Annotated in this window: 18 protein-coding genes; 11 read left to right on the forward strand and 7 right to left on the reverse strand. The window is 41.3% G+C overall.

What is annotated here, in order from left to right; genetic code table 11:
- Nucleotides 1–89: 89 nt before the first annotated feature.
- The 5 genes from HDC92_RS09030 to HDC92_RS09050 are packed head-to-tail and all read left to right on the forward strand — an operon-like array spanning nucleotide 90 to nucleotide 5,531.
- Nucleotides 90–1,502, forward strand: a complete 1,413-nt coding sequence (locus tag HDC92_RS09030) for a calcineurin-like phosphoesterase C-terminal domain-containing protein (RefSeq protein WP_183873955.1) — start codon at nucleotides 90–92, stop codon at nucleotides 1,500–1,502.
- A gap of 44 nt (nucleotides 1,503–1,546) precedes the next feature.
- The gene (locus HDC92_RS09035) at nucleotides 1,547–2,515 is read left to right on the forward strand and encodes a DUF6528 family protein (protein ID WP_183873957.1); all 969 of its coding nucleotides are present in this window, start codon (nucleotides 1,547–1,549) and stop codon (nucleotides 2,513–2,515) included.
- Nucleotides 2,515–3,417, forward strand: a complete 903-nt coding sequence (locus HDC92_RS09040) for a glycerophosphodiester phosphodiesterase family protein (protein WP_183873959.1) — start codon at nucleotides 2,515–2,517, stop codon at nucleotides 3,415–3,417. Before HDC92_RS09035 ends, HDC92_RS09040 begins: the two co-directional genes overlap by 1 nt.
- Before the next feature lie 51 nt (nucleotides 3,418–3,468).
- Entirely contained in the window at nucleotides 3,469–4,809 is a 1,341-nt protein-coding gene (gene glpT / locus HDC92_RS09045; protein ID WP_183873960.1) for a glycerol-3-phosphate transporter, read from the forward strand.
- Nucleotides 4,810–4,844: 35 nt separating this feature from the next.
- Nucleotides 4,845–5,531: a GDSL-type esterase/lipase family protein gene (locus HDC92_RS09050; RefSeq protein ID WP_183873962.1), complete on the forward strand. Its 687-nt coding sequence runs from the start codon at nucleotides 4,845–4,847 to the stop codon at nucleotides 5,529–5,531.
- 10 nt (nucleotides 5,532–5,541) lie between these two features.
- On the opposite strand, the gene HDC92_RS09055 is transcribed toward HDC92_RS09050, so the two are convergent.
- Nucleotides 5,542–6,678 (reverse strand): fatty acid desaturase family protein, encoded by a 1,137-nt coding sequence (locus tag HDC92_RS09055; RefSeq protein WP_183873964.1) that lies wholly within the window; start codon nucleotides 6,676–6,678, stop codon nucleotides 5,542–5,544.
- Between the two features lie 273 nt (nucleotides 6,679–6,951).
- Here HDC92_RS09055 and HDC92_RS09060 point away from each other — a divergent pair, with 273 nt between their 5' ends.
- Entirely contained in the window at nucleotides 6,952–7,914 is a 963-nt protein-coding gene (locus HDC92_RS09060; RefSeq protein WP_012780755.1) for an acetyl-CoA carboxylase carboxyltransferase subunit alpha, read from the forward strand.
- A 374-nt stretch (nucleotides 7,915–8,288) separates the two neighbouring features.
- On the opposite strand, the gene HDC92_RS09065 is transcribed toward HDC92_RS09060, so the two are convergent.
- Nucleotides 8,289–11,318, reverse strand: a complete 3,030-nt coding sequence (locus HDC92_RS09065; protein WP_183873966.1) for a DUF2723 domain-containing protein — start codon at nucleotides 11,316–11,318, stop codon at nucleotides 8,289–8,291.
- 768 nt (nucleotides 11,319–12,086) lie between these two features.
- Between HDC92_RS09065 and HDC92_RS09070 the strand changes: the two genes are divergently transcribed.
- From HDC92_RS09070 to pth, 3 genes are all read left to right on the forward strand, one after another.
- The gene (locus HDC92_RS09070) at nucleotides 12,087–13,028 is read left to right on the forward strand and encodes a ribose-phosphate pyrophosphokinase (protein WP_012780757.1); all 942 of its coding nucleotides are present in this window, start codon (nucleotides 12,087–12,089) and stop codon (nucleotides 13,026–13,028) included.
- A 61-nt stretch (nucleotides 13,029–13,089) separates the two neighbouring features.
- Nucleotides 13,090–13,668, forward strand: a complete 579-nt coding sequence (locus HDC92_RS09075; protein WP_183873968.1) for a 50S ribosomal protein L25/general stress protein Ctc — start codon at nucleotides 13,090–13,092, stop codon at nucleotides 13,666–13,668.
- 136 nt (nucleotides 13,669–13,804) lie between these two features.
- Nucleotides 13,805–14,365, forward strand: coding sequence for an aminoacyl-tRNA hydrolase (pth, locus tag HDC92_RS09080; RefSeq protein WP_012780759.1), 561 nt, complete (start codon nucleotides 13,805–13,807; stop codon nucleotides 14,363–14,365).
- Here pth and HDC92_RS09085 read toward each other — a convergent pair.
- The 5 genes from HDC92_RS09085 to HDC92_RS09105 are packed head-to-tail and all read right to left on the reverse strand — an operon-like array spanning nucleotide 14,355 to nucleotide 22,531.
- On the reverse strand, nucleotides 14,355–15,941 hold the full coding sequence (locus HDC92_RS09085) for a response regulator (RefSeq protein WP_012780760.1): 1,587 nt from the start codon (nucleotides 15,939–15,941) through the stop codon (nucleotides 14,355–14,357). The two genes, pth and HDC92_RS09085, sit on opposite strands and share 11 nt — an antisense overlap.
- Nucleotides 15,942–15,969: 28 nt before the next feature.
- On the reverse strand, nucleotides 15,970–16,794 hold the full coding sequence (locus HDC92_RS09090; RefSeq protein ID WP_183873970.1) for a CheR family methyltransferase: 825 nt from the start codon (nucleotides 16,792–16,794) through the stop codon (nucleotides 15,970–15,972).
- Between the two features lies 1 nt (nucleotide 16,795).
- The gene (locus HDC92_RS09095; protein WP_183873972.1) at nucleotides 16,796–20,281 is read right to left on the reverse strand and encodes a response regulator; all 3,486 of its coding nucleotides are present in this window, start codon (nucleotides 20,279–20,281) and stop codon (nucleotides 16,796–16,798) included.
- A 43-nt stretch (nucleotides 20,282–20,324) separates the two neighbouring features.
- A complete protein-coding gene (locus HDC92_RS09100) occupies nucleotides 20,325–21,008 on the reverse strand; it encodes a LytR/AlgR family response regulator transcription factor (protein ID WP_183873974.1) in 684 nt (227 codons plus the stop codon).
- A gap of 8 nt (nucleotides 21,009–21,016) precedes the next feature.
- Entirely contained in the window at nucleotides 21,017–22,531 is a 1,515-nt protein-coding gene (locus tag HDC92_RS09105) for a sensor histidine kinase (RefSeq protein ID WP_221270942.1), read from the reverse strand.
- 93 nt (nucleotides 22,532–22,624) lie between these two features.
- Between HDC92_RS09105 and HDC92_RS09110 the strand changes: the two genes are divergently transcribed.
- The gene (locus HDC92_RS09110) at nucleotides 22,625–23,020 is read left to right on the forward strand and encodes an arsenate reductase (RefSeq protein ID WP_255484496.1); all 396 of its coding nucleotides are present in this window, start codon (nucleotides 22,625–22,627) and stop codon (nucleotides 23,018–23,020) included.
- Between the two features lie 67 nt (nucleotides 23,021–23,087).
- Entirely contained in the window at nucleotides 23,088–23,819 is a 732-nt protein-coding gene (locus tag HDC92_RS09115) for a hypothetical protein (protein ID WP_012780766.1), read from the forward strand.
- Nucleotides 23,820–23,863: the final 44 nt, after the last annotated feature.

Consider the following 23,863-nt stretch of genomic DNA (forward strand, 5'->3'; position numbering starts at 1 on the left):
AAATAGAAATCTAACCCGATTAATTGATTAGGAAAGTATTTGAAATTCTAGCTTTAATCAATATAAATTATCAAAGAATAGCTACAATCATGAACAGAAGATCCTTTTTACAAAGTGTCGGTTTTGTAACTGGCAGTGCATTCATTAGCCTCCAAACCAATGCTTTTGATCAGCTAAGCAGAGATAAAACCATAAAGGGAACAGTAAAAGATGGGCAGAGAGGAGTCGTTAATGTGGCCATTTCTGATGGCTATTCCGTTGTTTTAACAGATAATAATGGAAAATACAGCATCACACCTGATGCAAAAGCAACAAACATCTTCATGAGCACGCCTGCCGGCTACGAGTTTAAAACGGATTACAATGTGGCCCGGCAATACGAAACACTGGGCAGTCGCAATGCATACGATTTCACCCTTAAAGCGCTTAAAAGAAACGACAATAAGCACAATTTCATCATCTGGGCCGATCCACAGGTAAAAAACAAAAATGATGTAAAACAGATGATGGATACTGCTGTGCCTGATGTACAGCAACTGCTGAAATCTATGGGCCCTGATGCATTGGTACACGGAGTTGGGGTGGGCGACCTGGTATGGGACAACCATGCCCTGTTTCCTGATTATAACAGAGCTGTGGCACAAATGGGCATCCCTTTCTTTCAGGCACTTGGCAATCACGATCAGGATTACAGACTGGGTGGCGATGAAACGGCTGATAAAACATTTAAAGAAATATACGGCCCTACCTATTATTCTTTTAACCGTGGTAAAGCACACTATGTGGTGCTCGATGATGTACGCTATCTTGGGGTAGAACGTACATACGATGGCTATATCATGGAAAACCAGTTGAACTGGCTTGCCCAGGACCTGAAACATGTAAACAAAGATCAGCTGCTGATCATCTGCCTGCACATCCCTGTTCACAATGCGGTTAAAAACAACACTGATTTTTATGCCCTGCTGGAAGGTTATAAAAATGTACACATCATGTCGGGCCATACCCACTATAACCTCAACAACATTACCAATGGCATATACGAACACAACCATGGAACGGTTTGTGGCGCATGGTGGACTGGCCCTATCTGTAGCGATGGTACACCCCGCGGCTATGGTGTGTATGAGGTAAACGGCAATGAACTAAAATGGTATTATAAATCGACCGGTTTCGACAAAACCAAACAGCTGAGTGTTTACACCGAGGAACTGACCAACCAGAAAAGACTGATTGCAAATGTATGGAACTGGGATCCGGAATGGAAAGTTGAATATTTTTTAGACGATAAACCAATGGGGGCACCCGAGCAGCAAAAAGGATTTGACCCACTTGCTGTGCAGTTGTATAAAGGTGATAAGCTGCCTGTTAGCAGGCCTTTTGCCGAACCCAAAAAGATGGACCATTTATTTGTTGCCCACTTTAGCCCATCAGTTAAAAAAGTTAAAGTAACGGCAACAGACCGTTTTGGAGAAAAATATACCGTGATCACCGAATGCTAAAAAACAGTATAAAACTGCTTCAAATCAACTAACAACCTGAATCAATGAAAAAAATCGTAACCTTACTTTGTGTGTTGTCCTTTTGGATAATTGCATGCTCTTCAAAGAAAGCGGTATCTGTACCTGATCATTCAGCGCCATCCGTTGATTATAAAAATACCAACCTGATCATTACCGATCAGTCGCAAAACCGGATAGCCAAGGTAGACCTCAAAACGCAGGCCATCGTTTGGGAATGGAAGGCCGCTACAGGCATTCCGGCAAAAGATGTGGCCTGGTTTAGCAACATCAGCGAAGGGAAACTGGTGTACAGCGGAAAATATATGCTCATTACCGCTTCTGGTGGCGGTGTAGCCCTGGTTAGGATTTCTGATAAGGCAACCGTATTTTATTGTTATGTAGGTGGAAACACACACTCTGCCGAGATCCTTCCGGATGGAAATATTGTTACTGCTTCAAGTACAGGAAAACTGCTTACCCTCATCCATGTAAACCTGAACAGCTTCCCCGATAATATTTATAAAAAAACAATTGTACTGGATGATGCCCATAATGTAGTATGGGACAAACAACGACAGATACTTTGGTCGGCAAATAAAGATAAACTTGTAGCCTATACTTATAACTTCAACTGTAATGCTCCCGGTCTTACCGTAAAAGAAAGCATAAATTTACCCGCTGGCGGTTGCCACGACCTGTTCCCCGTATTTGGAGAAGATGCTTTATGGCTGTCTACCAGTACCAAAGCCTGGAAAGTTGACCTTAAAACCCGGAATATAAAAGAATCATCGGCCCTGCCGCGGATTAAAAGTGTGGGTTCCGGCCCCAAAGGCTATCCGGCAATTACCCTTCAGGGAATAGATACGGATCGGCAATGGTATAACGATAAGGTCCAGGACCTGAACGGTAAAACCATTTTTCAAATGGATGGCTTAAAAATGTACAAAGCAAGATGGGACCTTAAAAATGATTTTAGTTATCCCGCAAATGATGATATAAAAAACTGTAATTAATGAAAAAGATAATCTGTGTAACCAGCCTGACGCTGTTAAGCCTAGCGGGATGTAAAACCATGCAAAACACCAAATCAACTACCAAAGCAGAATTCCCGGCTTTCAGCACCGAAGCCCATAGGGGGGGCAGGGGGCTGATGCCCGAAAATACCATTATAGCGATGCGCAATGCCATCGATATTGGGGTAACTACCCTCGAAATGGATACCCATATCACCAAAGATGGCCAGGTGGTAGTTACACACGACGATTACCTGAGCCCGTCCTTTATGCTTACACCTGAGGGTAAGGAAATCCCTAAAGCTGATGCTAAAAAATACCCTATCTATCAGATGGACTACAATTTGCTGAAACAGTTTGATCTGGGCAGCAAATTTCTGGCAGCTTTTCCTGAACAGAAAAAGATAAAAACGAATATACCTTTGCTGGCCGATCTGATTGATGAGGTACAAACTTACTCTAAAGGAAAAAGGCAGCTATTCTACAACATAGAAACCAAATGTAGCGCAAAAGGTGATGGCATTGTAAACCCAGGGCCAGAGCAATTTGTAAAACTGCTGATGGATGTGATACAGAAAAAAGGTATTACCCCTTATGTAGTGATCCAGTCGTTCGACAAAAGGACCCTGCAGATCCTGCATAAAAAATATCCCGAAGTAAGAACATCCTTTCTGGTGGACAACAAAAATACAGTAGCCGAAAACCTGGCCGACCTTGGTTTTAATCCATTCATTTTGAGCCCGGCCTTTAAAATGGTAAATGAGGAGCTGGTTAAGCAATGTCACGACCGGAATGTTAAAGTTATTCCCTGGACACCCAATACCAAAGCGGATATCGACAATTTAAAACAGCTAAAGGTAGATGGCATCATTTCCGATTACCCTAACCTACTGGTCAATTAAATCCAGCGCCTCAAAAAGCAATACAAATTCAACAAGCACTAACCTAACCAAATGAGTATTAAATTATTTCAGCCTGCAGCACATAAAGAGCTGCTGCCCTTAAACAGGATAGACCCTGAGTATAAGAAACAGCGTATTAAAGTGTTTCTTGGTATATTTCTGGGCTATGCAGGCTATTACCTGGTACGTAAAAACTTTTCACTGGCCATGCCTGATCTTATAGACCAGGGTTATAGCAAAGCCCAGCTGGGCTTTGCCCTTTCCGGTGTATCTATTGCTTACGGGCTCAGTAAGTTCTTAATGGGCAATGTGTCTGACCGCAGCAATGCCCGTAACTTTTTAACTGCGGGACTGGTGCTTTCGGCTTTCACCATGATCTTTATGGGGGTATTCCCTTTTGCTACTTCATCCATTGCCGTTATGTTCACACTGCTCTTTATTAACGGTTGGTTTCAGGGAATGGGCTGGCCACCATGTGGTAGGGTAGTGGTACACTGGTATTCTATAAAAGAACGGGGAACGATGATGTCCATCTGGAATGTAGCCCATAATGTGGGCGGCGGACTGGTTGGGCCGATCGCTATTTTGGCTATTGAAATTTTTACCGACTGGCACAGTAAGTTTTATTTTCCCGGGTTAATTGCCCTTATTTTTGCACTCATTGCTTATGTTCTGGTTAGGGATACCCCTCAATCCTGCGGATTGCCACCCATTGAAGCCTATAAAAACGATTATCCAAAAAACTATTCAGCAGAGCAGGAAAAAGAATTTACAGCAAAAGAGATCTTCTTTAAATATGTATTTAACAATAGAATGTTATGGTATATTGCTTTTGCCAACGCTTTTGTGTACCTGGTACGGTATGGGATTTTAGACTGGTCGCCTACTTTTCTTGAAGAAGCAAAAGGTTTTTCTTTAAAAGAATCAGGTTGGGCATATTTTCTGTATGAATATGCCGGGATACCTGGAACATTGTTATGCGGGTTCATCAGCGATAAAGTGTTTAAAGGCCGTAGGGCCCCCGCAACAATTATTTATATGGTGCTGGTATTGGTTGCCGTATTGGTGTACTGGAAAAATCCACCAGGAAATATCTGGGTTGATAATGCAGCCCTTATAGCCATTGGTTTCTTAATATACGGCCCCGTAATGCTCATTGGTGTACAAGCTCTTGATCTGGTACCAAAAAAGGCTGCAGGTACTGCAGCAGGTTTAACCGGTTTGTTCGGTTACATGGGGGGTGCCTTGTTTGCCAATATTGCGATAGGTATGGTAGTAGACAAATGGGGCTGGGATGGGGGCTTTGAAGTGATTGTAGCCGCCTGTATCCTCTCGATCTTCTTTACCGCGCTAACCTGGAACAGAGAAAAGAGAAACCTGGAAACAAAATGAAATTACTAATTTTTTTCTTAAAAAAATATAAACCGATGAAACAAGCATTCAACAAAATTGTAATTGCCCTGATTTTTGCATTTACCTGCAGCCAGTTAAGTGCCCAGGAGGTTAAATACGACACTACTGCACGTCCGGGTTCCTTTTTAAAGAAAATTGAAGAATTTAAGAAGGAAGGCATCACCAAAAAGGATTTTGTTTTTCTTGGGAACAGCATTACTGCAGGTACCAACTGGGCAAAATTACTTGACCTTCCCAATGCAAAGAACAGAGGCATATCCGGAGACATCACTTTTGGTGTTTTAGAACGGCTGGACCAGGTCATATCCGGTAAACCTGCAAAGGTCTTTGTACTGATCGGGATCAACGATATATCCAGAAATATCCCGGATAGCCTGATCCTCAGAAATTATAAAAACATCATCAGCAGAATCAAAACAGGCTCTAAAAAGACCAAAATCTATTTTTATACCCTACTTCCGGTTAATGCATCGTTCAATAAGTTTAAAAACCACTATGGCAAAGACGAGCACATTTTATGGTTAAACTCAGAAATCAGAAAGCTGGCTGATAAAAAGGTAACGGTTATAGACCTGTATACACATTTTATTGATGGAGAAAATCATTTAAAAGCAAATCTGACACACGATGGATTGCACCTGAAGCCCGAAGGCTATCAGGTTTGGGCAGAGGTGCTCAAAAACGGTGGTTATTTAAAATAGCCGCCGTTCATTATTTTTCAACAACCAATAGCACGGGTATCTGCCTGTTGATATAGGGTGTTTCCAGGTAGGTTTCCCTGCCCAGTCTTTTCAGGGTTTTGTAATGTGATATCAGCGCAGTTCCAAACGAAGAACTTTCTATATAGTCCAGGTTAAACTCTGCAGCGGTCTGCTTTACGATAGCCCCGATGGCAGGGTAGTGAATGTGACATATTTTAGGAAACAGGTGATGCTCAACCTGTCTGTTTAAGCCCCCGCATAAAAAGCCTGTTAGCTTACATTCTACGGCAAAATTTGCAGTTGTCCGCATTTGGTGCACAGCCCAGGCTTCTTCAATATTGCCTTCGTCATTTGGGAAAGGAAAGCTGGTGCCTTCAACCACGTGTGCCAGCTGAAAAACCAGGCCCAATACCAGTCCCTGAGCAAACTGCATCACCAGAAAACCAATCACAAACTGCCACCAGCTAATGTTCATGACCAGTAATGGCAGTACGATAAACAGGAAGTAATAAATGGCTTTATAAAAGAAAAGGTTGAAATATTCAATTTTTGGATGGTTATGTACATGCTCGCCAATTTTTTTCTGAAAAAACTTCTTGTAATCTTTTCTGAATACCCATGAAAGCATGGCGAAGCTGTACAACACAAATGCATAATAATGCTGATACGATTGCACTTTGCTTACTGTTTCAGCTTCCGAAAAGCGGATAAGCCCGGGTGCAACATCGATATCCTCATCATGCCCTGCAATATTGGTGTAGGTATGGTGAACAATGTTATGGCATATATTCCATACATAGGGGCTTGCGCCAATTAAATTAAAAATAAAACTGAACAGTTTGTTTATTGTGGCATTGGAGGAGTAGGCTTTGTGAATGGCATCATGACAAACATTAAACCCCACAAAGGCTCCAAACATACCAAGCAGTACACACAACAGGAGGCTGATTGTGGCGTTAAAACCACCCAGCAATATCAGTAAATAAATGCTAAGCAGTCCCGTCAGAAAAAAGATGGTTTTGAACCACATGGCCCCGTTGGCATGTATCGAAATATCATTTTCAGTAAAATAAGCATCTACCCTTTTCCGCACAGTCACATAAAATGTTGATTGCTCAACATTCGTGAACTTAATCTTTTTTCCCATAAATTCTTTTATCCCCCCTGGGTTGACGACCTCATCTTTATTTGTATTTGGCTAATGTACCATAATAATATATATATCAGGGTAATGCCATGTTATATTTAAGATCGTCCTTGTTATTATTTAGTTACGAAAATACAGCTTGCCTGGTTTTCATCATATGGATTTTCAATTTGTGTGTAAAACTCCTGTGGATTCATTTATATTTAACTTAAATTAATGCTGTATGGTCAAAACTGTTTTTTAAAATAAAATGTCTATTTTTACAGCCCGATTATGGAACAGATAAAAACATCATTTGATTTTGAAAAGCCTATTGCTGAGCTGGAACAGCAAATTGAAAAGGTTAAACAAGTTGCCGATAAAACCAAAGTAGATATGTCTGCTACCTTAACTGAACTTGAAGAAAAGCTGGACAAGACCCAGCAAACACTATATAGCAACCTTACGGGGTGGCAAAAAGTTCAAATGTCCCGTCATCCTGAAAGACCGCAGACCCTTGATTATGTCAGTATGATCTGTGATGATTTTATTGAGATGCATGGCGACAGGACCGTTAAAGATGACAAGGCTATTATTGGTGGTTTTGCAACTATAGATGGCCAGACCGTAATGATCATTGGGCACCAGAAAGGTAAAAACACTAAAGAGCGGCAATACCGGAATTTTGGTATGGCCAATCCGGAAGGTTATAGAAAAGCACTTCGGCTGATGCGCCTTGCCGAAAAGTTCAATAAGCCTGTGATCTCTTTTATTGATACCATGGGAGCCTATCCGGGCCTTGAGGCAGAAGAACGCGGACAAGGAGAGGCCATTGCCCGCAACTTGCTGGAAATGTCGGTACTAAAAGTGCCTATTTTGTGCTTTGTAGTAGGTGAAGGTGCTTCTGGTGGGGCCTTGGGTATTGGTATTGGCGACAGGGTGTACATGCTTGAACATACCTGGTATTCGGTCATCTCTCCAGAATCCTGCTCATCTATCCTTTGGAGAAGCTGGGATTATAAGGAACGCGCTGCTGAATGCCTGAAACTGACATCTGAAGATATGTTTAAAAATAAACTGATCGACGGAATTATTAAAGAGCCACTGGGCGGTGCACATCAAAATCCTGAACTGATGGCACAAACTTTAAAGCAACAGATCCTGGATGATCTGAAAGTATTAAAGAAAGAGAAAACAGAAAAGATGATCACTGCCAGGATTGATAAATTCTGTGCAATGGGAGTTGTTAATGAGTAATAAGCTCCTATACTGTTCTCCGGCTGCATAATTTGGCTCTGAAGGGAGCCAAAAGACGCCAGGCCGGTTCACAGCATACTCGCTTCTACCGAACAATAGCATGGCACAAAATTTAATTGCTTTTACCGAACTATGATGGTAGAAAATAATGGATAAGGACAGAGAAAATATAAACGAAAGCGGCCTGTAGTTGTATACTACAGGCCGCTTTCGTTTTATTACGTGTCATTATAAAAACAAAGTGCAGTCATATAGAAAGCACTGCACTTTGTTTTTATGGTGAGCAGAAAGCGAGTATGCTGTGAACCGGCCTGGCGTCTTTGCGCCCCTTCGGCGCAATTATGCAGCCGGAGAACAGTATAGGAGCTTTCTTACTATTGTCCCTGCGAGAAATACATTGAGAACCTGGCTTCCATTCCTTCAAACTGACGGGTTAAGCTTTCACTCAGTTTTGTCTGCTTATACTGGGCAGTAGTTCTGGCCATCTGGTTCAGGAAGGATAACCCGAGCTGAACATTCTGATTGCCTATAAACCTCCGCTTGCTTTCAGAAACATCGGCCAGATAGGTCAGTTCTTTCTGGATATAAGCGGCCGATTTTTCAATTAATGCATTTGCCCTTGGTGCTTCGTTAAGCAGGTAAAGGTTTTCAGCCATAAAATAAGTGCCCATCATAGAACGCATGCCATAAAATCTTTCCGGCATTACTTCAAAATAACGGTTTACAACTTTCTTTGCATCTGCTGTTTTACCTTCTTTAATTAAACCGGTAATGGTATTGTTGAATACATTGGTAAAGATCGAGATGTCATCAGAAGATTGTGGATCAAGATATTTTGCATTTTTTACATTGCCCCAAACAAATTTGTCCATTACATTTTTATAAAGTACAGGGGTATTGATCAGTTCTGATCTGTTTGCCGCTGTATCAGGTTTTAAAGGAAGCAGGCGCAGGGCAAGACCTTCATTATATAAATACTGGTCCAGGCCATTGTATTGGTCTGAAGGCACCGTGCTGGCAAAGTAAACAGGCCTTTTCCAGTCATTATGCACCAAAATATCAATCATGGCCAGTGTACCTTTGGTTACATAGTTTTTGTTAAAGGTCCATTCCAGTGCCGGTGCAATTTTACTGGAGTCGGTAGCACTTACCACGCCATTTTTAAGTACGTCAGCACGGTTTACAGTAAGTTTGAAGTTTTTGGTAGGGATGAAGTTTTCCTTGCTGCCATCCTGCAGTGGTAATTTATCTTCCGGATCATCTGATAAAAGGATGGCAAGGATATTACTTAATTCTACAGGGCCGGCAACTTTGTAATCCTGATAATACATCACATCTCTTACGCCCTGCACATATTGCTCAGGCTTCATGGATATAGGTAAAGGAGCCGACTCATTTTGTTTGTGCCGCATACCATTGATGTACCAGTCGGTATCAAATAAACTTAAGTTTACCAGGCGGATATCCGGGCGTATATTTTCTACCTCCTGGGCATACCATAAAGGATAGGTATCATTGTCGCCATAAGTGAAAAGAATTGCATTTGGGGCACACGACTGCAGATAATCGACTGCAATGTCATGAGCTACCATTTTGGTTGAACGGTCATGATCATCCCATCCCTGGGCCGCCATGATCACGGGTGCTGCAAATAAACCCGCTACGGTTGCCAGAACAGCCCCGGTTGCAGGGCTTAATTTTTTGAACAACCATTCCCTGATGGCCAGTACACCCAAACCTACCCAAATGGCAAAGGCGTAAAAAGAGCCTGCATAAGCATAGTCCCTTTCTCTCGGTTCCATTGGTTTTTGGTTAAGGTAAAGTACAATGGCCAGTCCTGTAAAGAAGAACAGGAGGGCTACTATTCCGGCATCTTTCTGGTTGCGTTTAAAATGCCATATGGCACCCAATAGCCCCAGTATTAATGGTAAAAAGAAGAAGCGGTTATAAGCATTACTGTCAGTTATAGAAGGGGGCAGGTTTTTCTGATTGCCCAGCATTAAAGCATCAATAGGTTTTATGCCGCTTAACCATTGTCCTTCATACAGGCTGCCCTGTCCCTGATCGTCATTTTGTCTGCCTACAAAATTCCACATAAAATACCGCATGTACATCTGACCTATCTGGTACTTGAACAGGAATCCAATATTGTCAAACAGATTAGGGAAATGATCATCACTAAAGCCCATCATGTCTTTATAATAACCTATATGCCGCTGGTCATCACTATACATCCTCGGAAAAGGCGTAGTTCTATCGTACTCATAATCTGTTTTTCTGCCCGCTGCTTCATACTTCTCGGCACCTTTTCTATATAAAGTTTTGCCTTGTGTAAGGTTAACCTTCTGAGAATTATAGTTAGGGCCAAACAACAGGGGCCTGTCGCCATATTGCTCCCGGTTTAAATAGCTCAGGAATGAAAAAGCATTATCCGGATCACTGTTGTTCAGGTTTGGATCAGCTTTGGCCCGAATGATGATCATGGCAAAAGAGCAATACCCAAATATGATCAGAACTGTGGAAAGTAAGGCGATATTCAGCACCCTTTTCTGGTGTTTGACAGAATAACGGATGCCCCATACCAGGCCGCCGATTAGCAGGATGGCAAAGCACATTACCCCGGTACCAAAGCCCATTCCCAATGTGTTTACAAAGAAAAGATCGAAATAGGCGCCAAATGAAACCAGGTATTGTATAATTCCGTATTGGATAACAGCAAGTATAAGTATTCCTATAATTCCGGTTTTAATGATACCGCTGGTAGTTGTTTTTGATGTCTTTTTGAAATAATAGACAAAAGCAATGGCAGGGATGGTTAGTAAGTTTAACAAGTGAATACCAATGGAAAGCCCCATGATATAGGCAATAAACAACAACCATTTGTCGGCACCTTTTTCATTGGCATGGGCTTCCCATTTTAAAATGGCCCAGAAAACTATAGCTGTAAATAAGGACGACAAGGCATACACTTCAGATTCAACAGCAGAAAACCAGAAACTGTCAGAAAAAGTATAAGCCAATGCACCTACGATTCCTGCACCCATGATAGAGATCATTGTAGATCTGCTGATCTCTTCATTTTCTTTAACCAGCAGTTTTTTTGCCAGGGCAGTGATGGTCCAGCATAAAAACAGGATGGTGGCAGCACTGGCTATGGCAGAACCTACGTTCATAAAATAAGCTACTTTCTGAACATCGCCCAATGCAAACAAAGAAAAGAACCTTTGGATCATTAAAAACAATGGGGCACCGGGCTGATGAACAACCTGCATTTTAAAGGCCGAAGCAATGAATTCGCCACAATCCCAAAAACTAACGGAAGGCTCTAATGTTAAAATATAAGTTACAGCGGCTACAAGGAAGCAAAACCAGCCGGTAAGATTATTGATTTTTGAGTAATTCATTTCTTTATTGAATAGTTAATGTTCTGTTGAGGCGATTAAAATGCAGCCGAAAATAAAGAATAAGATTGAGAATAGCACAATTTAAGCTTAGTTTAACATTTTTAATAGCCATGTATAACTTATTGTTACAAAAACTTGCTGTTTGGCTTGGGCTGGATAAGGTTTGAAAATGGATTTGGTTGGGCTTTGTTCGGAAAACGGGTACCTTTTTCCGAAGCCACCTGCACGCAATCCCGAATCAAACCTTAATCTGGTGTATGCTGTCTGTGCAGATAGCCGAATGGAAGCCGCGTGCCTGGCTTTCTTGAGCTATGATCCAAACATGATAACAAAATGGAATAATATTGCTGTAATCCGGCTTTTGTCTTGCCCGAGCAAGAGGATAGCAAGACAATAGCAAGAGGAAAGCAAGAGAAAAGCAAGACAATTTTATAAAGGTGTCTTATTCGTATATAGATTAACGATGTTTTTTGCTGCAATCAAATTGCTCATTTTAAAGACTTTATTTTACGCCGGAATAAAAAGCTTAAAAATATTTTATTTTTTTTCCGATGGCGCTTGCAAAAACGAAAAATCTGCGTAGATTTGCATTCCATTTCAAAGGAAGCCTTTTAAAATGGAAGATTGTCCGATAGTATAAGGGTAGTACAACGGTTTTTGGTACCGTTTGTCTTGGTTCGAATCCAGGTCGGACAACTAACAATATTCGGATTGTGGGTTTTATTCACAATCCGATTTTTTTTAACCAGCATTGATATACCTTTAATCATGCCATTGCAATTTAATCCAGTTAAGCTTTTTGCCGGTACCGGTACTAAAGAATTAGCAATAAAAATTGCCGAACATTACGGCAAGCCATTAGGCGTTGTAACCCTGAACAAGTTTAGCGATGGTGAGTTTCAGCCTTCTTACGATGAAACGGTGCGTGGTTGTGATGTTTTTTTAATCAATTCTACTTATCAGCCTAATGACAATTTGATGGAGCTTTTGTTAATGGTTGATGCTGCAAAGCGGGCATCAGCACATTACATTACTGCGGTTGTTCCTTATTATGGTTTGGCAAGACAGGACAGAAAAGATAAACCAAGGGTTGCAATCGGGGCCAAGCTGGTGGCTAATTTATTAAAATCGGCAGGAATACACAGGATCATGACGATGGATCTTCATGCTGCCCAGATACAGGGATTTTTTGATATTCCGGTAGATCACCTGGACGGTTCTGTCATATTTGTACCTTATATAAAAAGTTTGGGACTGGAAAACCTGACCATTGCTTCACCAGATATGGGGGGCTCTTACAGGGCACGTACTTTTGCAAAATTCTTTAATGCAGAAGTGGTAATTTGTGATAAAAGGCGTAAACGTGCCAATGAAATAGAATCGATGTCTATCATTGGTGATGTTGCCGGTCTGGATGTAGTGCTGATTGATGATATATGCGATACTGCCGGTACTTTGGCCAAGGCTGCAGCTTTAATTATGGAAAAAGGGGCCAACAGTGTAAGAGCGGTTTGTACACACCCGGTATTGTCTGGTAAAGCGTATGAAACAATAGAGCATTCTATGCTGACCGAGCTGATTGTAACAGATACTATTCCATTGAAACAACAGAGCCCTAAAATAAGGGTTTTGAGTACAGCACCTTTGTTTGCAAAGGCAATTGCCAATGTAAATGAGCACGGGTCTATCAGCGACCTGTTTAATGTTTAATATTAATAATTATATATAAATGAAGCAATAAAGCTTCAGACAATTAAAGCAAATAAAAAAGATGAAAACAATCGCAATTAGCGGTTCTCCAAGAGAGAACGTAGGGAAACGCGATGCTAAAGAGCTTCGCTACGAAGGTAAAGTTCCCGCAGTATTGTATGGTGGCAAAGAGCAAGTGCACTTTGCTGTAGTAATCGCAGATTTAAGGGATGCTATTTACACTCCGGAAGCGAATTTTGTAGAAATTGCCATCAATGGCAGTAAAATTAAGGCAATCATTAAAGAATTGCAATTTCACCCGTTAACAGATGTATTGTTACACGTAGATTTTCTTCAGTTGTTTGACGATAAAGAAATCTTAATGGAAATCCCTGTTAAATTGACCGGTACTTCTCCAGGTGTTAAAATGGGTGGTAAACTGGTTCAGAAATTACGTAAACTTCGTGTTAAGGCTTTCCCTAAAGATATGCCTCAGGCTGTAGAAGTAAGTATTGCTAAATTAGAAGTTGGTAACCTGTTCCGTGTACGTGATCTTGAGAAAGGCAAATACACAGTAACCAATACAGGTGAAGATACTATCGTTTCTGTAGGTATGTCAAGAGCATTGAAGCAGGCAGAACAAGAGGCTAACAAAAAATAATCAGTTTAGCTTGAAATAAAAAGCAGCACCCGATCGGTGCTGCTTTTTTTATGGATTCATTTCGGTGAACGCTGATATAGTGTAAACTATTATCTTTGCAGGTAATGAACAGGGCTGATCAAAAGATAATTTAAAGATGAAGTACTTAATTGTAGGTTTAGGAAATATTGGCCCCGAGTATGCCTGTACACGTCACAATATCGGTTTTATGATAGCAGACGAGCTGGTGAAACAACAGGAAGGTACATTTACCAATACCCGGCTGGCTTATTATGCTGAAATTGGTTTTAAAGGCAGAAAGCTGCATGTGATTAAGCCCACTACTTATATGAACCTGAGTGGAAAGGCCGTAAATTATTATATGCAGGAATTGCGTATCCCGCTGGAAAACGTACTGGTTATTGTAGATGACCTTGCTTTACCATTGGGTAAGCTGCGCCTGAAATTGCAGGGCAGCAGTGCAGGACACAATGGGTTAAAAAGTATAGAAGGACTTTGTGGCGGGCAAGGGTATCCACGTTTGCGGTTTGGCATCAGTGATAATTTCCCGAAGGGCAGACAGGTAGATTATGTGCTGGCACCCTTTGATAAAGATGAGTTACCCGAACTGCCAGGACTGATAGATAAGAGCACCGAACTGATCAAAAGCTTTGTAACCGTAGGCCCTGCCAAAACGATGACGGCCTTTAACCAATAGTATATTCCTGTATTTTTTTGTACAGTACAGCCGGTTCAAATGGTTTGCTGATCACATCATTGGCGCCGGCCGCTATCGCTGTTTCTTTATCGGTGTCGAGTACTGCCGCTGAAAATGTGATGATGGGAATATTTTCCTTTCCGGGAGCATAACCTTCCCTGATCAATCGGATGGCTTCCAGCCCGTTCATCACAGGCATAAAAGTATCCATTAAAATGAGGTCGTAATGCTTTTCCCTGAGCTTGTCTAGGGCTTGCTGTCCGTTTTCTACCACTTCCAATTGTACTTCCCAGTTCTGCAGGATTTTAATGATCAGGAATTTATTAATGGGATTGTCTTCCGCTACAAGAATATTTAAATTTTTAAATGGCATCAGTTTTTCTTCCAGTTGTTTTTCGGGTACATCAGCGTCTTTTAATACTTCATACCAGTTGCTGAAACTAAAAGTACTGCCAATATTTTCTTCACTTATGACTTCGAGCGTACCTCCTTTTAATTTGGCCAGATTTTTAACTATAGATAAACCCAGGCCTGTACCACCAAATTTAATGGTAGTCTGCTCATCTGCCTGTTCAAAGGTTTCGAAAATTTTGTCAATATTCTCTTTGGCTATCCCTATGCCGGTATCTGCAACAGAAAACCGGAGTTGAAGGTTGTTTCCCTTTCTGTTCAGTATCTCAACCTTTAAGGTTACACTACCCTGGTGGGTAAACTTAATGGCATTTCCGATTAGGTTCATCAGGATCTGGTTGAGGCGGAGGGAATCGGCCAGGATCATTTTTGGCAGTTCAGAATCGAGCGCTAGCTTAAGGTCGAGTTTCTTTTCGATAGATGGGATCCGGAGCAAATCTACCACCGATTCACATATTTTAATGATATCGGTTGCAGTACGGTTGATCTTGAACTTACCCGATTCAATTTTTGACAGATCGAGTACATCATTGATTACGCCCAGTAATGAGTTGGACGAAATTTCAAGCAGGTTAACCATCTCCCTTTGTTCATCTGTCAGCTCCGTCTTCTTTAAAAGCTGTGCAATACCGATGATTCCATTGATTGGGGTCCGGATCTCATGGCTCATATTGGCCAAAAAATTATCCTTAATTCTTTTACCTGTTTCGGCAAGTTCTTTGGCCTTGATCAGTTCTTTCTGATAAGCTTCAAGCTCTTTGTTCTTCTTTTTTACTTCTCTTTGGTTTCTGATAAACTGGATAAAAGAATCCACTTTTGCTGCTGTAACATAAGGGTCGAGCGGTTTATACAGGTAATCAACCGCCCCGGTGCTTAGCCCTTTAACGGCATATTTGGTTTCTTTGGATATGGCAGTAACAAATATGATCAGGATCTCTTTGGTCCTGGGATTGCTTTTTAATATTTCTACCAGTTCAAATCCATCCATTTCCGGCATTTGAACATCAATCATGGCAATGGCAATATCCATTTCCCAGGATAAGCGGAGCGCTTCATTGGGATTGGTGGTGCTGATGATATTGATGTCATTTCTTTGCAGCAATGCTTCGAGGGCAATAATATTTTCGGGTCTGTCATCAACAATTAATATGTTAATTTTTTCCATGTTTTTGTTCTTGATATGATTTAAGCCTCTAAGCTATTTTCTGATAAATGTTATTTTTTTTGTCTATTATTTTAAAGCGCCCCAGCTCTGTACTCCTCAATGTTTCTTTTGAACCTAAACATAAAAAACCAAAATTAGCCAAACTATTGTAAAATAATTCAATTACCTTTTTTTGAAGTTCTGTATTGAAGTAGATCATGACATTGCGGCAGGAGATGAGCTGAAATTCATTGAATACACCATCTGAGGCTAAGTTATGTGCAGAGAAGAGCACATTCTTTTTTAAGGAATGGTTGATGGAGGCTGCGTCGTATTTTGCCGTATAATAGTTTGACAAGGTATTTGTTGTTCCCGTTTTTTGAAAATTTTCCGAGTATTGCTTCATTTTCTGTAAATCGTAGATGCCTGTTTTTGCATGTTCCAGCACATCAGCATTGATGTCGGTACCATAGAAGAAGCACCTCTCGTATAGGTTTTCTTCGGAAAAAAGTATGGCAAAAGAATAAAGTTCTTCACCGCTGGAACAACCTGCATTCCATATTTTAATGCGCTGATAGGATTTGAGATAGGGGATGATGTTAAGGCTTACAGATTGGTAAAATGCAGGGTCTCTGAACATTTCGGTCACATTCACCGTTACCTCAATTAAAAAAGATTCAAAGTAATCCTGATCGTTGGTTAGCAGTATACGAAGATCAAAAAGGCTAAGTCGCTGCAACTGCATAATCCTGCTTACCCTTCTTTTTAAGGATGCTGCAGAATAATCGCCAAAGTCAAATCCATGAATGTTTTTGATGAGCGCGACCAGGTTACCCAGTTCCTCATAAGTGATGATGTCAGTTTCTTTATGCATATTAACTTAACCATACCCTCAGCATGGAAAGTAATTTGTCCATATCAACAGGTTTGGAAATATAATCATTTGCTCCTGCTTCAATACATTTTTCTTTATCGTTTTTCATTGCTTTTGCTGTTAAGGCAATAATTGGCAGTTTGGCAAACTCTTTTTTACTGCGAATGGTTCTCATGGCTTCATATCCATCCATTTCCGGCATCATGATATCCATCAATACCAGGTCTATCGGTTCAGTTTCTTCCAATTTGCTGATGGCTTCTCTGCCGTTGTTGGCGATTACAATTTTCAGGTCATAGGCCTGCAGTGCGCTGGATAAAGCAAAAATATTGCGCATGTCATCATCAGTGATTAAAATAGTCTTATCTTTCAAAACCTTTTCCATGGTGGATGAAGCTTTGGTTTTAGGTGGCCTGCCATTGGCTGAAGTGGGCGGGGGACCTTCTTTTTTCAGTTTGTTCATGAAGAGGCTCACTTCGTCAATCAGCCTGTCATTCGATTTGTTAGACTTTAACACCATTGCCTCTGTATACTGCATGATGTGCGCCATTTTATCCTGATCAAGCTCCATTGCAGTATTGATAATTACGGGTACCTGTACCAGTTTTTCCTGCGACTTAATGCTGTCCAGCAGGTCGAAGCCCGATATGTCCGGTAGTTTGAGATCCAGGATGATGCAGTCAAATGTCTGTTCATCAAGCAGTACCAGGGCCTCTTTTCCGGTGAAGGCCTGTTTTACATCGACTCCTTTTTCTGTTAATTGCTGGGCGAGCAATTTGCTGTGTAGTTCCTGATCTTCAATAAGGAGTACTTTGTTCAGGTTATATTTTAGATGGGCGGCACTGAGCAGATCAAAAGCTTCGTCGAGCTGTTCTTTTTCGATTGGTTTTTTTAAAAATCCGATTGCTCCTTCTTTTTTGGCTTTGCCGGCTTTTTCATTTCCTGCCGACATCATGTGTACGGGTATGTGTTTGGTTCTTGGATCGGCTTTTAATTTTTTAAGAATGGTCCATCCATCCATAACAGGGAGCATAATATCGAGAACAATGGCATCGGGTAGTTCTGAAAAGGCCATTTCCAGCGCCACATCACCGCTATGGGCAAGTATGGGTTTAAAACCTTTTTCTATTGCATAATCATTAAGTACGTCTGCAAAAACCAGATCGTCTTCTACAATCAACAGCTTTTGCCCATCTTTGTGACGGTTTACAGGCATTAAAACAGGGTCAGGAACTAAAGGTATAATTGTCGCTTCTTCAATTTCCGATATGTTTTCCTGGTTTTCAGGGGCAGTGGCAGTGTTTTTTGGAAGGTATAAGGTAAAAGTACTGCCTTCGCCCTGTTTACTGTTTACCTGTATCTCGCCGCCAAGGATGTGTGCCAGTTCTTTGCTGATGGACAGGCCCAGACCGGTGCCACCATACTTTCTGCTGGTTGAGCCGTCTGCCTGTTGAAAAGCCTCAAATATCAGTTTTTGCTTATCGGCAGGAATACCTATCCCTGAATCTTTTACACTAATGGCAATGATATCTTCAGTTGTGGTTTTTAATTGCCGGGAGAAGAAGAGGGTCCCTGCGCTGGCCTTGCTGATGGTCATTGTGATCTCGCCATGCTCTGGTGTAAATTTGAAAGCGTTGGAAAGGAGGTTTTTTACGATCTGTTCCAGTCTAGACTGATCGGTAAGTAAAGTTGCTGGCAATTCTTTATCCAGAACCGTATGAAAGCTGATCTTTTTGCTTTTTGCAAGCTCGTTAAATAAGGCTTCCATATCTTGTTTGATGACAAGAGGTTTTAAAGGCAGGATAGAAAGATCAAGTTTTCCGGATTCAATTTTGGAAAGGTCCAGGATGTCGTTGATCAGGGTAAGCAGATCGGTGCCTGCATTGTGAATTACACCAGCGTATTTGATCTGGTCTTCATTCAGGTTTTCCGGTCGGTTCTCTTTTAGTATCCTGGCCAGGATAAGGATGCTGTTTAAAGGGGTTCTGAGTTCGTGGCTCATATTGGCCAGGAATTCAGATTTGTATTTACTGGAGATTTCCAGCTCTTCGGCCTTTAAACTCATGGCCTCTTTGGCCTGATTTACAGCAATGTTACGTTCTTCCAGCTGCTGGGCCTTTTCTTCGAGCTCCGAATTGGTCTGGCGTAATTCTTCCTGTTGTACCCGCAGTTCCTCTTCCGAAGCCTGAAGCTGCTCGGATTTATAGACCAGTTCTTCATTGGTGGTGCGCAATTCTTCCTGCTGACTTTCCAGTTCTTCTGCCTGTTGCTGGGTTTGCTCAAATAAAGCCCTTAATTTTACACGTGCTACAGCACTGTTTACGCCTACCCCTATACTTTCGGTAATGGCCTGAAGAAATAACGAAATCGAATCGTTGGGTTGCTGATTTAATCCAAGTTCAATTACAGCCAGGGTTTGATCTTCAAAAACGATAGGCATGAGATAAATGCAGGCCGGCGGGGCTTCGCCTAAACCTGAATTGACCTTAATGTATCCGGCAGGTACGGGTTCCAGTAGTTTTCTCTTCTTTTCAACGGCAACCTGACCTACAAAGCCTTCCCCAAAATGATACTCCTGCCGAATGCTTTTTGTATGTTGATAAGCATAACCACCTTCAAATCTGAGCGTCTTTTTTGAAGGGTTGGCCAGGAAAAAAGCACCAATGGGCGCATGGATATAATTGCAGATCTGTGTAATGATATTTGAAGCCAGCTCTTCGATCTCCTGTTCTCCCCGCATGGCCTCATTAATTGCTGTAGTGCCCAGTAGCAGCCAGTTTTTTTGTTCATTTTCTGCCGATATCCTTTCGAGCTGAAGATTAGAATCCCTGATCTGGCTTTCGGTTTCTTTTTGCTGATCAAAAGTACGCCTGATATAAGAAAAAAGAAAAAGGATGAGGCAAAATATGATAAAGGCGCTAAGCAACACCACAAACTCGCTCTGTTTACTGCTTTTGATAATGTCAGCTTTCCTTTTTTGGAGCAATTGCTTTTCTTTACTGATGATTTTTCCACTCAGTTCAAGGATTTTATTTTTAAAGAACTGGCCTTGTCCGGCCATTACACGAAATGCAGCAGCATCCTTTCCTTTTACATCATAAAGTTGGAGCACAGCTTTCATTTCATCTACTTTTTCGTGGGCATAATAGTCGAGCGAGTCGATTAATATTTCCTGTGCAGTATCCTGGTCCAGTGTGCTCTTCAGTTCCTGGATGGTGGGCAGGATTTTGACCGAATTTTTTTTGTAGGGGGCGAGGTATTGTGGCTTTCCGGCCAGGATGAAACCTCTTACCCCCGTCTCTGAATTCAGGACCTGGCCTTCTACGTCTTTGAGCAGGCTGATCACATCATAAGTATGGCTTTGCCATTTTGTGTCGCTGTTCAGCTTATCAATGCTGAAATAAGAGGTTATTGCAGAAACAAGAACAAACAATAAGGAAACAGTAAAACCTGTTAATACTTGTTGTTTAAAAGTCAGTTTAAACATCTGGTGTATTGGTTAAGATCAAAATCTTTTATAGCCAACAATATTAATAAAAATCTAGCAAACATTGTGCGTAAGTGGAACCTATGGGTATAATCTGACTACCTATCCATACCTGAGTGCGGTCAAACTTACTGATCTTATCCCTTGAAATGATAAAGGCACGGTGTGTTCTGATGAATTTTTTTGCAGGGAGCAGCAGGAGCATTTCATTTAGGGGGACTCTTGTGCTGAGCAGCTTTTGCTCGTTCAGGTGTATCTGGGTATAATTTCCGGAGGCTTCGATATATTCAATGTCATTGATCAGGACTTTGATCTGTTCATAACCATCTTTAATGAAAATGTATGCCGGATCTGTAACTTCAGTGTTGTTTCGGAGGGTATAAAGTTCCTGAGCTTTATTGCAGGCTTTTAAAAAACGGGAAAGGGAAAATGGTTTTAACAGGTAATCTACAGCATCGAGCTCGAAACTTTTTACCGCATGTTCTGAGTAGGCGGTAGTGAAAATGACCATTGGCGGGTTGTTAAGGCTGTTCAGGAAGTCGATCCCATTAATATCCGGCATTTTAATGTCCAGGAAGATCAGGTCGGTTTTGTTTTGCTGTAAAAAGCTAATGGCATCGAATGCATTTGTAAAGCAGGCTTTTAATTCAATAAAAGGGACTTTGGATGCATGGGATTCCACTACATCCAAAGCTATGGGTTCGTCGTCTATTGCAATGGCAATCATTTTTAAAATTAACTATTTCTTTGTAATTGCAGGGTAAGGTGGATAAAAAACGTTGTAGCGCTTTCACGGATGAGGAGTTCGTGCTGATTTGGATAAAGCAGTGTTAGCCGGCGTTTTACGTTTTGCAGGCCGATACCGCTTTGCAGTTTCTCCGGATCATTGTCGCCTTTTAAATGGATGGAATTCTGTACATCAAAATATAGGGTACTTTCTTTAGTCTGCAAAGTGATTTTTATATGGGATGGCTCCTGCAGACTGATCCCGTGTTTAAATGCATTCTCTACAAAGGGGATCAAAAGCATCGGGGCAATGACAAGATTGTTTAACTGCTCATCAATCTGGGTTTCGATCACTATTGAGGATGAAGGGGAAGTCCTGAGTTTTTGGAGGGCAATGTAATTGTTAAGGTAGTCTATATCGCGCGTTAAAGAAATTTTATCCTGAAGGTTTTCCTGTAGCATGAAACGCATCATGTCGCCCAGTTTTTGTATGCCTTCTCCTGTGCGTTCGGCTTTTTCCTGTAAAGCAGTTCCATACAGGGTATTTAGTGCATTGAATAAGAAATGCGGATTGATTTGTGAACGGAGGAAACTTAAACTGGCATCTGAGCGGCCGAGTTCTGTTTTTAAACTGGTCAGTTCTGCATGGGTGGCACTGCGTTTTTTGTAAATAAACCAGGATAGGGATGTACTGATGATCAGTTGGGTAGGAACATGAAAGGCAATAACTGCTACAGCCATTTCCGCACGGTTATTATACAGGAGTGCGAGCAGGACCAGTGGCACACTGGATAGGATAGCAATTAAACATATTTTCCAAAAATAGTGGCGAAAGGCCTTGCCTTCACGTTTTACCTGAGGAATGAGGTAATAAATGGAAAAGATGATGATGCAAACGGTAGCACAGCTAACCAGTGTCCAGCATAACATTACACCAAAAGGGGAGGATGTTGCAATCAGCAGGAGCAGGCCTACAAACCAGAATGCGCCGCCAAATGCAGCCTCGAGCTTCATGCGGTTATTGGGATCGTACTGGCGGTTGTTTTTATCGTTAAAGTAAAGGATCAGTTTTTTAAGGGCTGCGTAAATGCTGATGACCAGGATTAACCATACGGCATAACTGAACCCTTCGAGGAAAAAATAGTGATAGGCTTCATTTAATGTATTGAAATCAGCAAACAGGTATGCCTTGCTGTAAGTATAGGTTACACTGGTCACCAATCCGGTTACCAGGAACAGGCAAATTAAAATGACTATGGCCAGCATCCTGTCTTTTGGTTTAAACAAGGTAGGCAGAATGCAAAAGTTTAAAAGTAAAAAGCTGAAGTACAGCATAGAAAAGCGGAACAATTCGGGAAGCAGGTAATTGTAGAGGTAAGCATATTGCATGCCTGCGTCTTTCATTCGGTATGCGGTATGGTTTTGGGCTCGGTCTCCGGAGTTGGAGATCAGCGAAAGGATAGCGAAGCCGTAAAGGCCTGTAGCAATCCAGAATTCAATTTTTGAAAGATCTTTTGATTTCATCGCCAATTGGTTTATCACCTTTTTAAGATATTGGTTTATATTTATATGTATTGCAATAGTACAAAGACTACCGGATTCAAATTTTAAAATGTGATGAAACCGGAGAAAAAAGTGACGAACTTAAATGCTAATTTTGTAAACATGATGATATATGGAATACCCAATTGCAATACGGTAAAAAAAGCCAGGACCTGGCTGGAAGAAAATGGTTTCCATGCTGAGTTCCACGATTTCAAAAAGAAAGGCATCAGTATGGAAAAACTAAATGAATGGTGTAAGGTTTTTGGCTGGGAGCAGGTTTTAAATAAAAAGGGTACTACCTGGAGGGCTTTAAGTGCTGAACTGCAGCAAAGTGTTAAAGATCAAAAGACTGCTGTTGAGGTTTTATTGCAACACAATAGCGCAATTAAGCGGCCAGTTATAGAAGTTGGAGGCAAGCCCGTGCTGATCAGCTTTAATGAGGATCAGTACGCTGCAGTTTTAAAATAGGCTGAACTTTTCTTGTTAATTTTTGTTAAATTATCATTTTACCTGCTAAACAGCCTTACATTTGAGTATGCTTAAAAAATTGTTTCTGTTGCTGATATTGGTTGCGCCACTTTGGTTAATGGCACAAAGTTCTGTTTCGGGAACAGTATTCGATTTTGACAACAATACTTTTCCGTTGCAGAATGTAAAAGTCAGAAACTTAAGCAACAATCAGCTAACTTTAACCAAAGCAGCAGGCCAGTTCAATATCACTGCTAAAATGGGCGATCTGCTCGAGTTTTCGTTAATGGGCTATCATACGGATACTTTATTCCTGATCAACCTTTCGCCAAAAACCATATATCTTCCTGGGAATTCAACCGCTTTAAAAGAAGTAGAGATTGTTGGTTCAAAAATAAACCCATCTATTTTATCTCCAGATCCTTTGGCCAGACCCTATAAACGTCTAGCTCCGGATGGGCTTCGGGGTAAAGGGAACAACGACAGGGCAGGGGGCTTGTTGTTTAACCTGGGCTATGGGAAATATAAACGGCAGCAGGAAAAGATCAGGGTGCTGGAAGAGCGTGACCGTTTCCAGGCAGAGATCAATGAAGTTTTTACAGAGGCTTATGTAAGTGATCTGGTAAAGCTTAAGGGACAGGAGCTGAAAGATTTTATGGCCATGTACAGGCCACCTGAAGAACTGGTTAAAAGTGAACGCCCGTTTAATTATGATTTATATACCGTTAAAGCCTATCATACCTGGTTAAAGTTGCCGCCGGAACAAAGGAAGGTAGTGCCGATCTCTTTCCAAAAATAACCATTCTCTTCATGCACTGATTTTTAAGGCGCTGAAGGGCGCAT

Origin of the sequence: Pedobacter sp. AK017 (assembly GCF_014200825.1) — a bacterium.
In the GTDB taxonomy this organism is placed as follows: Bacteria; Bacteroidota; Bacteroidia; order Sphingobacteriales; family Sphingobacteriaceae; genus Pedobacter; species Pedobacter heparinus.

Excerpts from the sequence above, each read along its gene's own strand:
- HDC92_RS09030 (WP_183873955.1), top strand. The coding sequence starts at position 90 with ATGAACAGAAGATCCTTTTTACAAAGTGTCGGTTTTGTAACTGGCAGT.
- HDC92_RS09035 (WP_183873957.1), top strand. The coding sequence starts at position 1,547 with ATGAAAAAAATCGTAACCTTACTTTGTGTGTTGTCCTTTTGGATAATT.
- HDC92_RS09040 (WP_183873959.1), top strand. The coding sequence starts at position 2,515 with ATGAAAAAGATAATCTGTGTAACCAGCCTGACGCTGTTAAGCCTAGCG.
- glpT (WP_183873960.1), top strand. The coding sequence starts at position 3,469 with ATGAGTATTAAATTATTTCAGCCTGCAGCACATAAAGAGCTGCTGCCC.
- HDC92_RS09050 (WP_183873962.1), top strand. The coding sequence starts at position 4,845 with ATGAAACAAGCATTCAACAAAATTGTAATTGCCCTGATTTTTGCATTT.
- HDC92_RS09055 (WP_183873964.1), bottom strand. The coding sequence starts at position 6,678 with ATGGGAAAAAAGATTAAGTTCACGAATGTTGAGCAATCAACATTTTAT.
- HDC92_RS09060 (WP_012780755.1), top strand. The coding sequence starts at position 6,952 with ATGGAACAGATAAAAACATCATTTGATTTTGAAAAGCCTATTGCTGAG.
- HDC92_RS09065 (WP_183873966.1), bottom strand. The coding sequence starts at position 11,318 with ATGAATTACTCAAAAATCAATAATCTTACCGGCTGGTTTTGCTTCCTT.
- HDC92_RS09070 (WP_012780757.1), top strand. The coding sequence starts at position 12,087 with ATGCCATTGCAATTTAATCCAGTTAAGCTTTTTGCCGGTACCGGTACT.
- HDC92_RS09075 (WP_183873968.1), top strand. The coding sequence starts at position 13,090 with ATGAAAACAATCGCAATTAGCGGTTCTCCAAGAGAGAACGTAGGGAAA.
- pth (WP_012780759.1), top strand. The coding sequence starts at position 13,805 with ATGAAGTACTTAATTGTAGGTTTAGGAAATATTGGCCCCGAGTATGCC.
- HDC92_RS09085 (WP_012780760.1), bottom strand. The coding sequence starts at position 15,941 with ATGGAAAAAATTAACATATTAATTGTTGATGACAGACCCGAAAATATT.
- HDC92_RS09090 (WP_183873970.1), bottom strand. The coding sequence starts at position 16,794 with ATGCATAAAGAAACTGACATCATCACTTATGAGGAACTGGGTAACCTG.
- HDC92_RS09095 (WP_183873972.1), bottom strand. The coding sequence starts at position 20,281 with ATGTTTAAACTGACTTTTAAACAACAAGTATTAACAGGTTTTACTGTT.
- HDC92_RS09100 (WP_183873974.1), bottom strand. The coding sequence starts at position 21,008 with ATGATTGCCATTGCAATAGACGACGAACCCATAGCTTTGGATGTAGTG.
- HDC92_RS09105 (WP_221270942.1), bottom strand. The coding sequence starts at position 22,531 with ATGAAATCAAAAGATCTTTCAAAAATTGAATTCTGGATTGCTACAGGC.
- HDC92_RS09110 (WP_255484496.1), top strand. The coding sequence starts at position 22,625 with ATGAAACCGGAGAAAAAAGTGACGAACTTAAATGCTAATTTTGTAAAC.
- HDC92_RS09115 (WP_012780766.1), top strand. The coding sequence starts at position 23,088 with ATGCTTAAAAAATTGTTTCTGTTGCTGATATTGGTTGCGCCACTTTGG.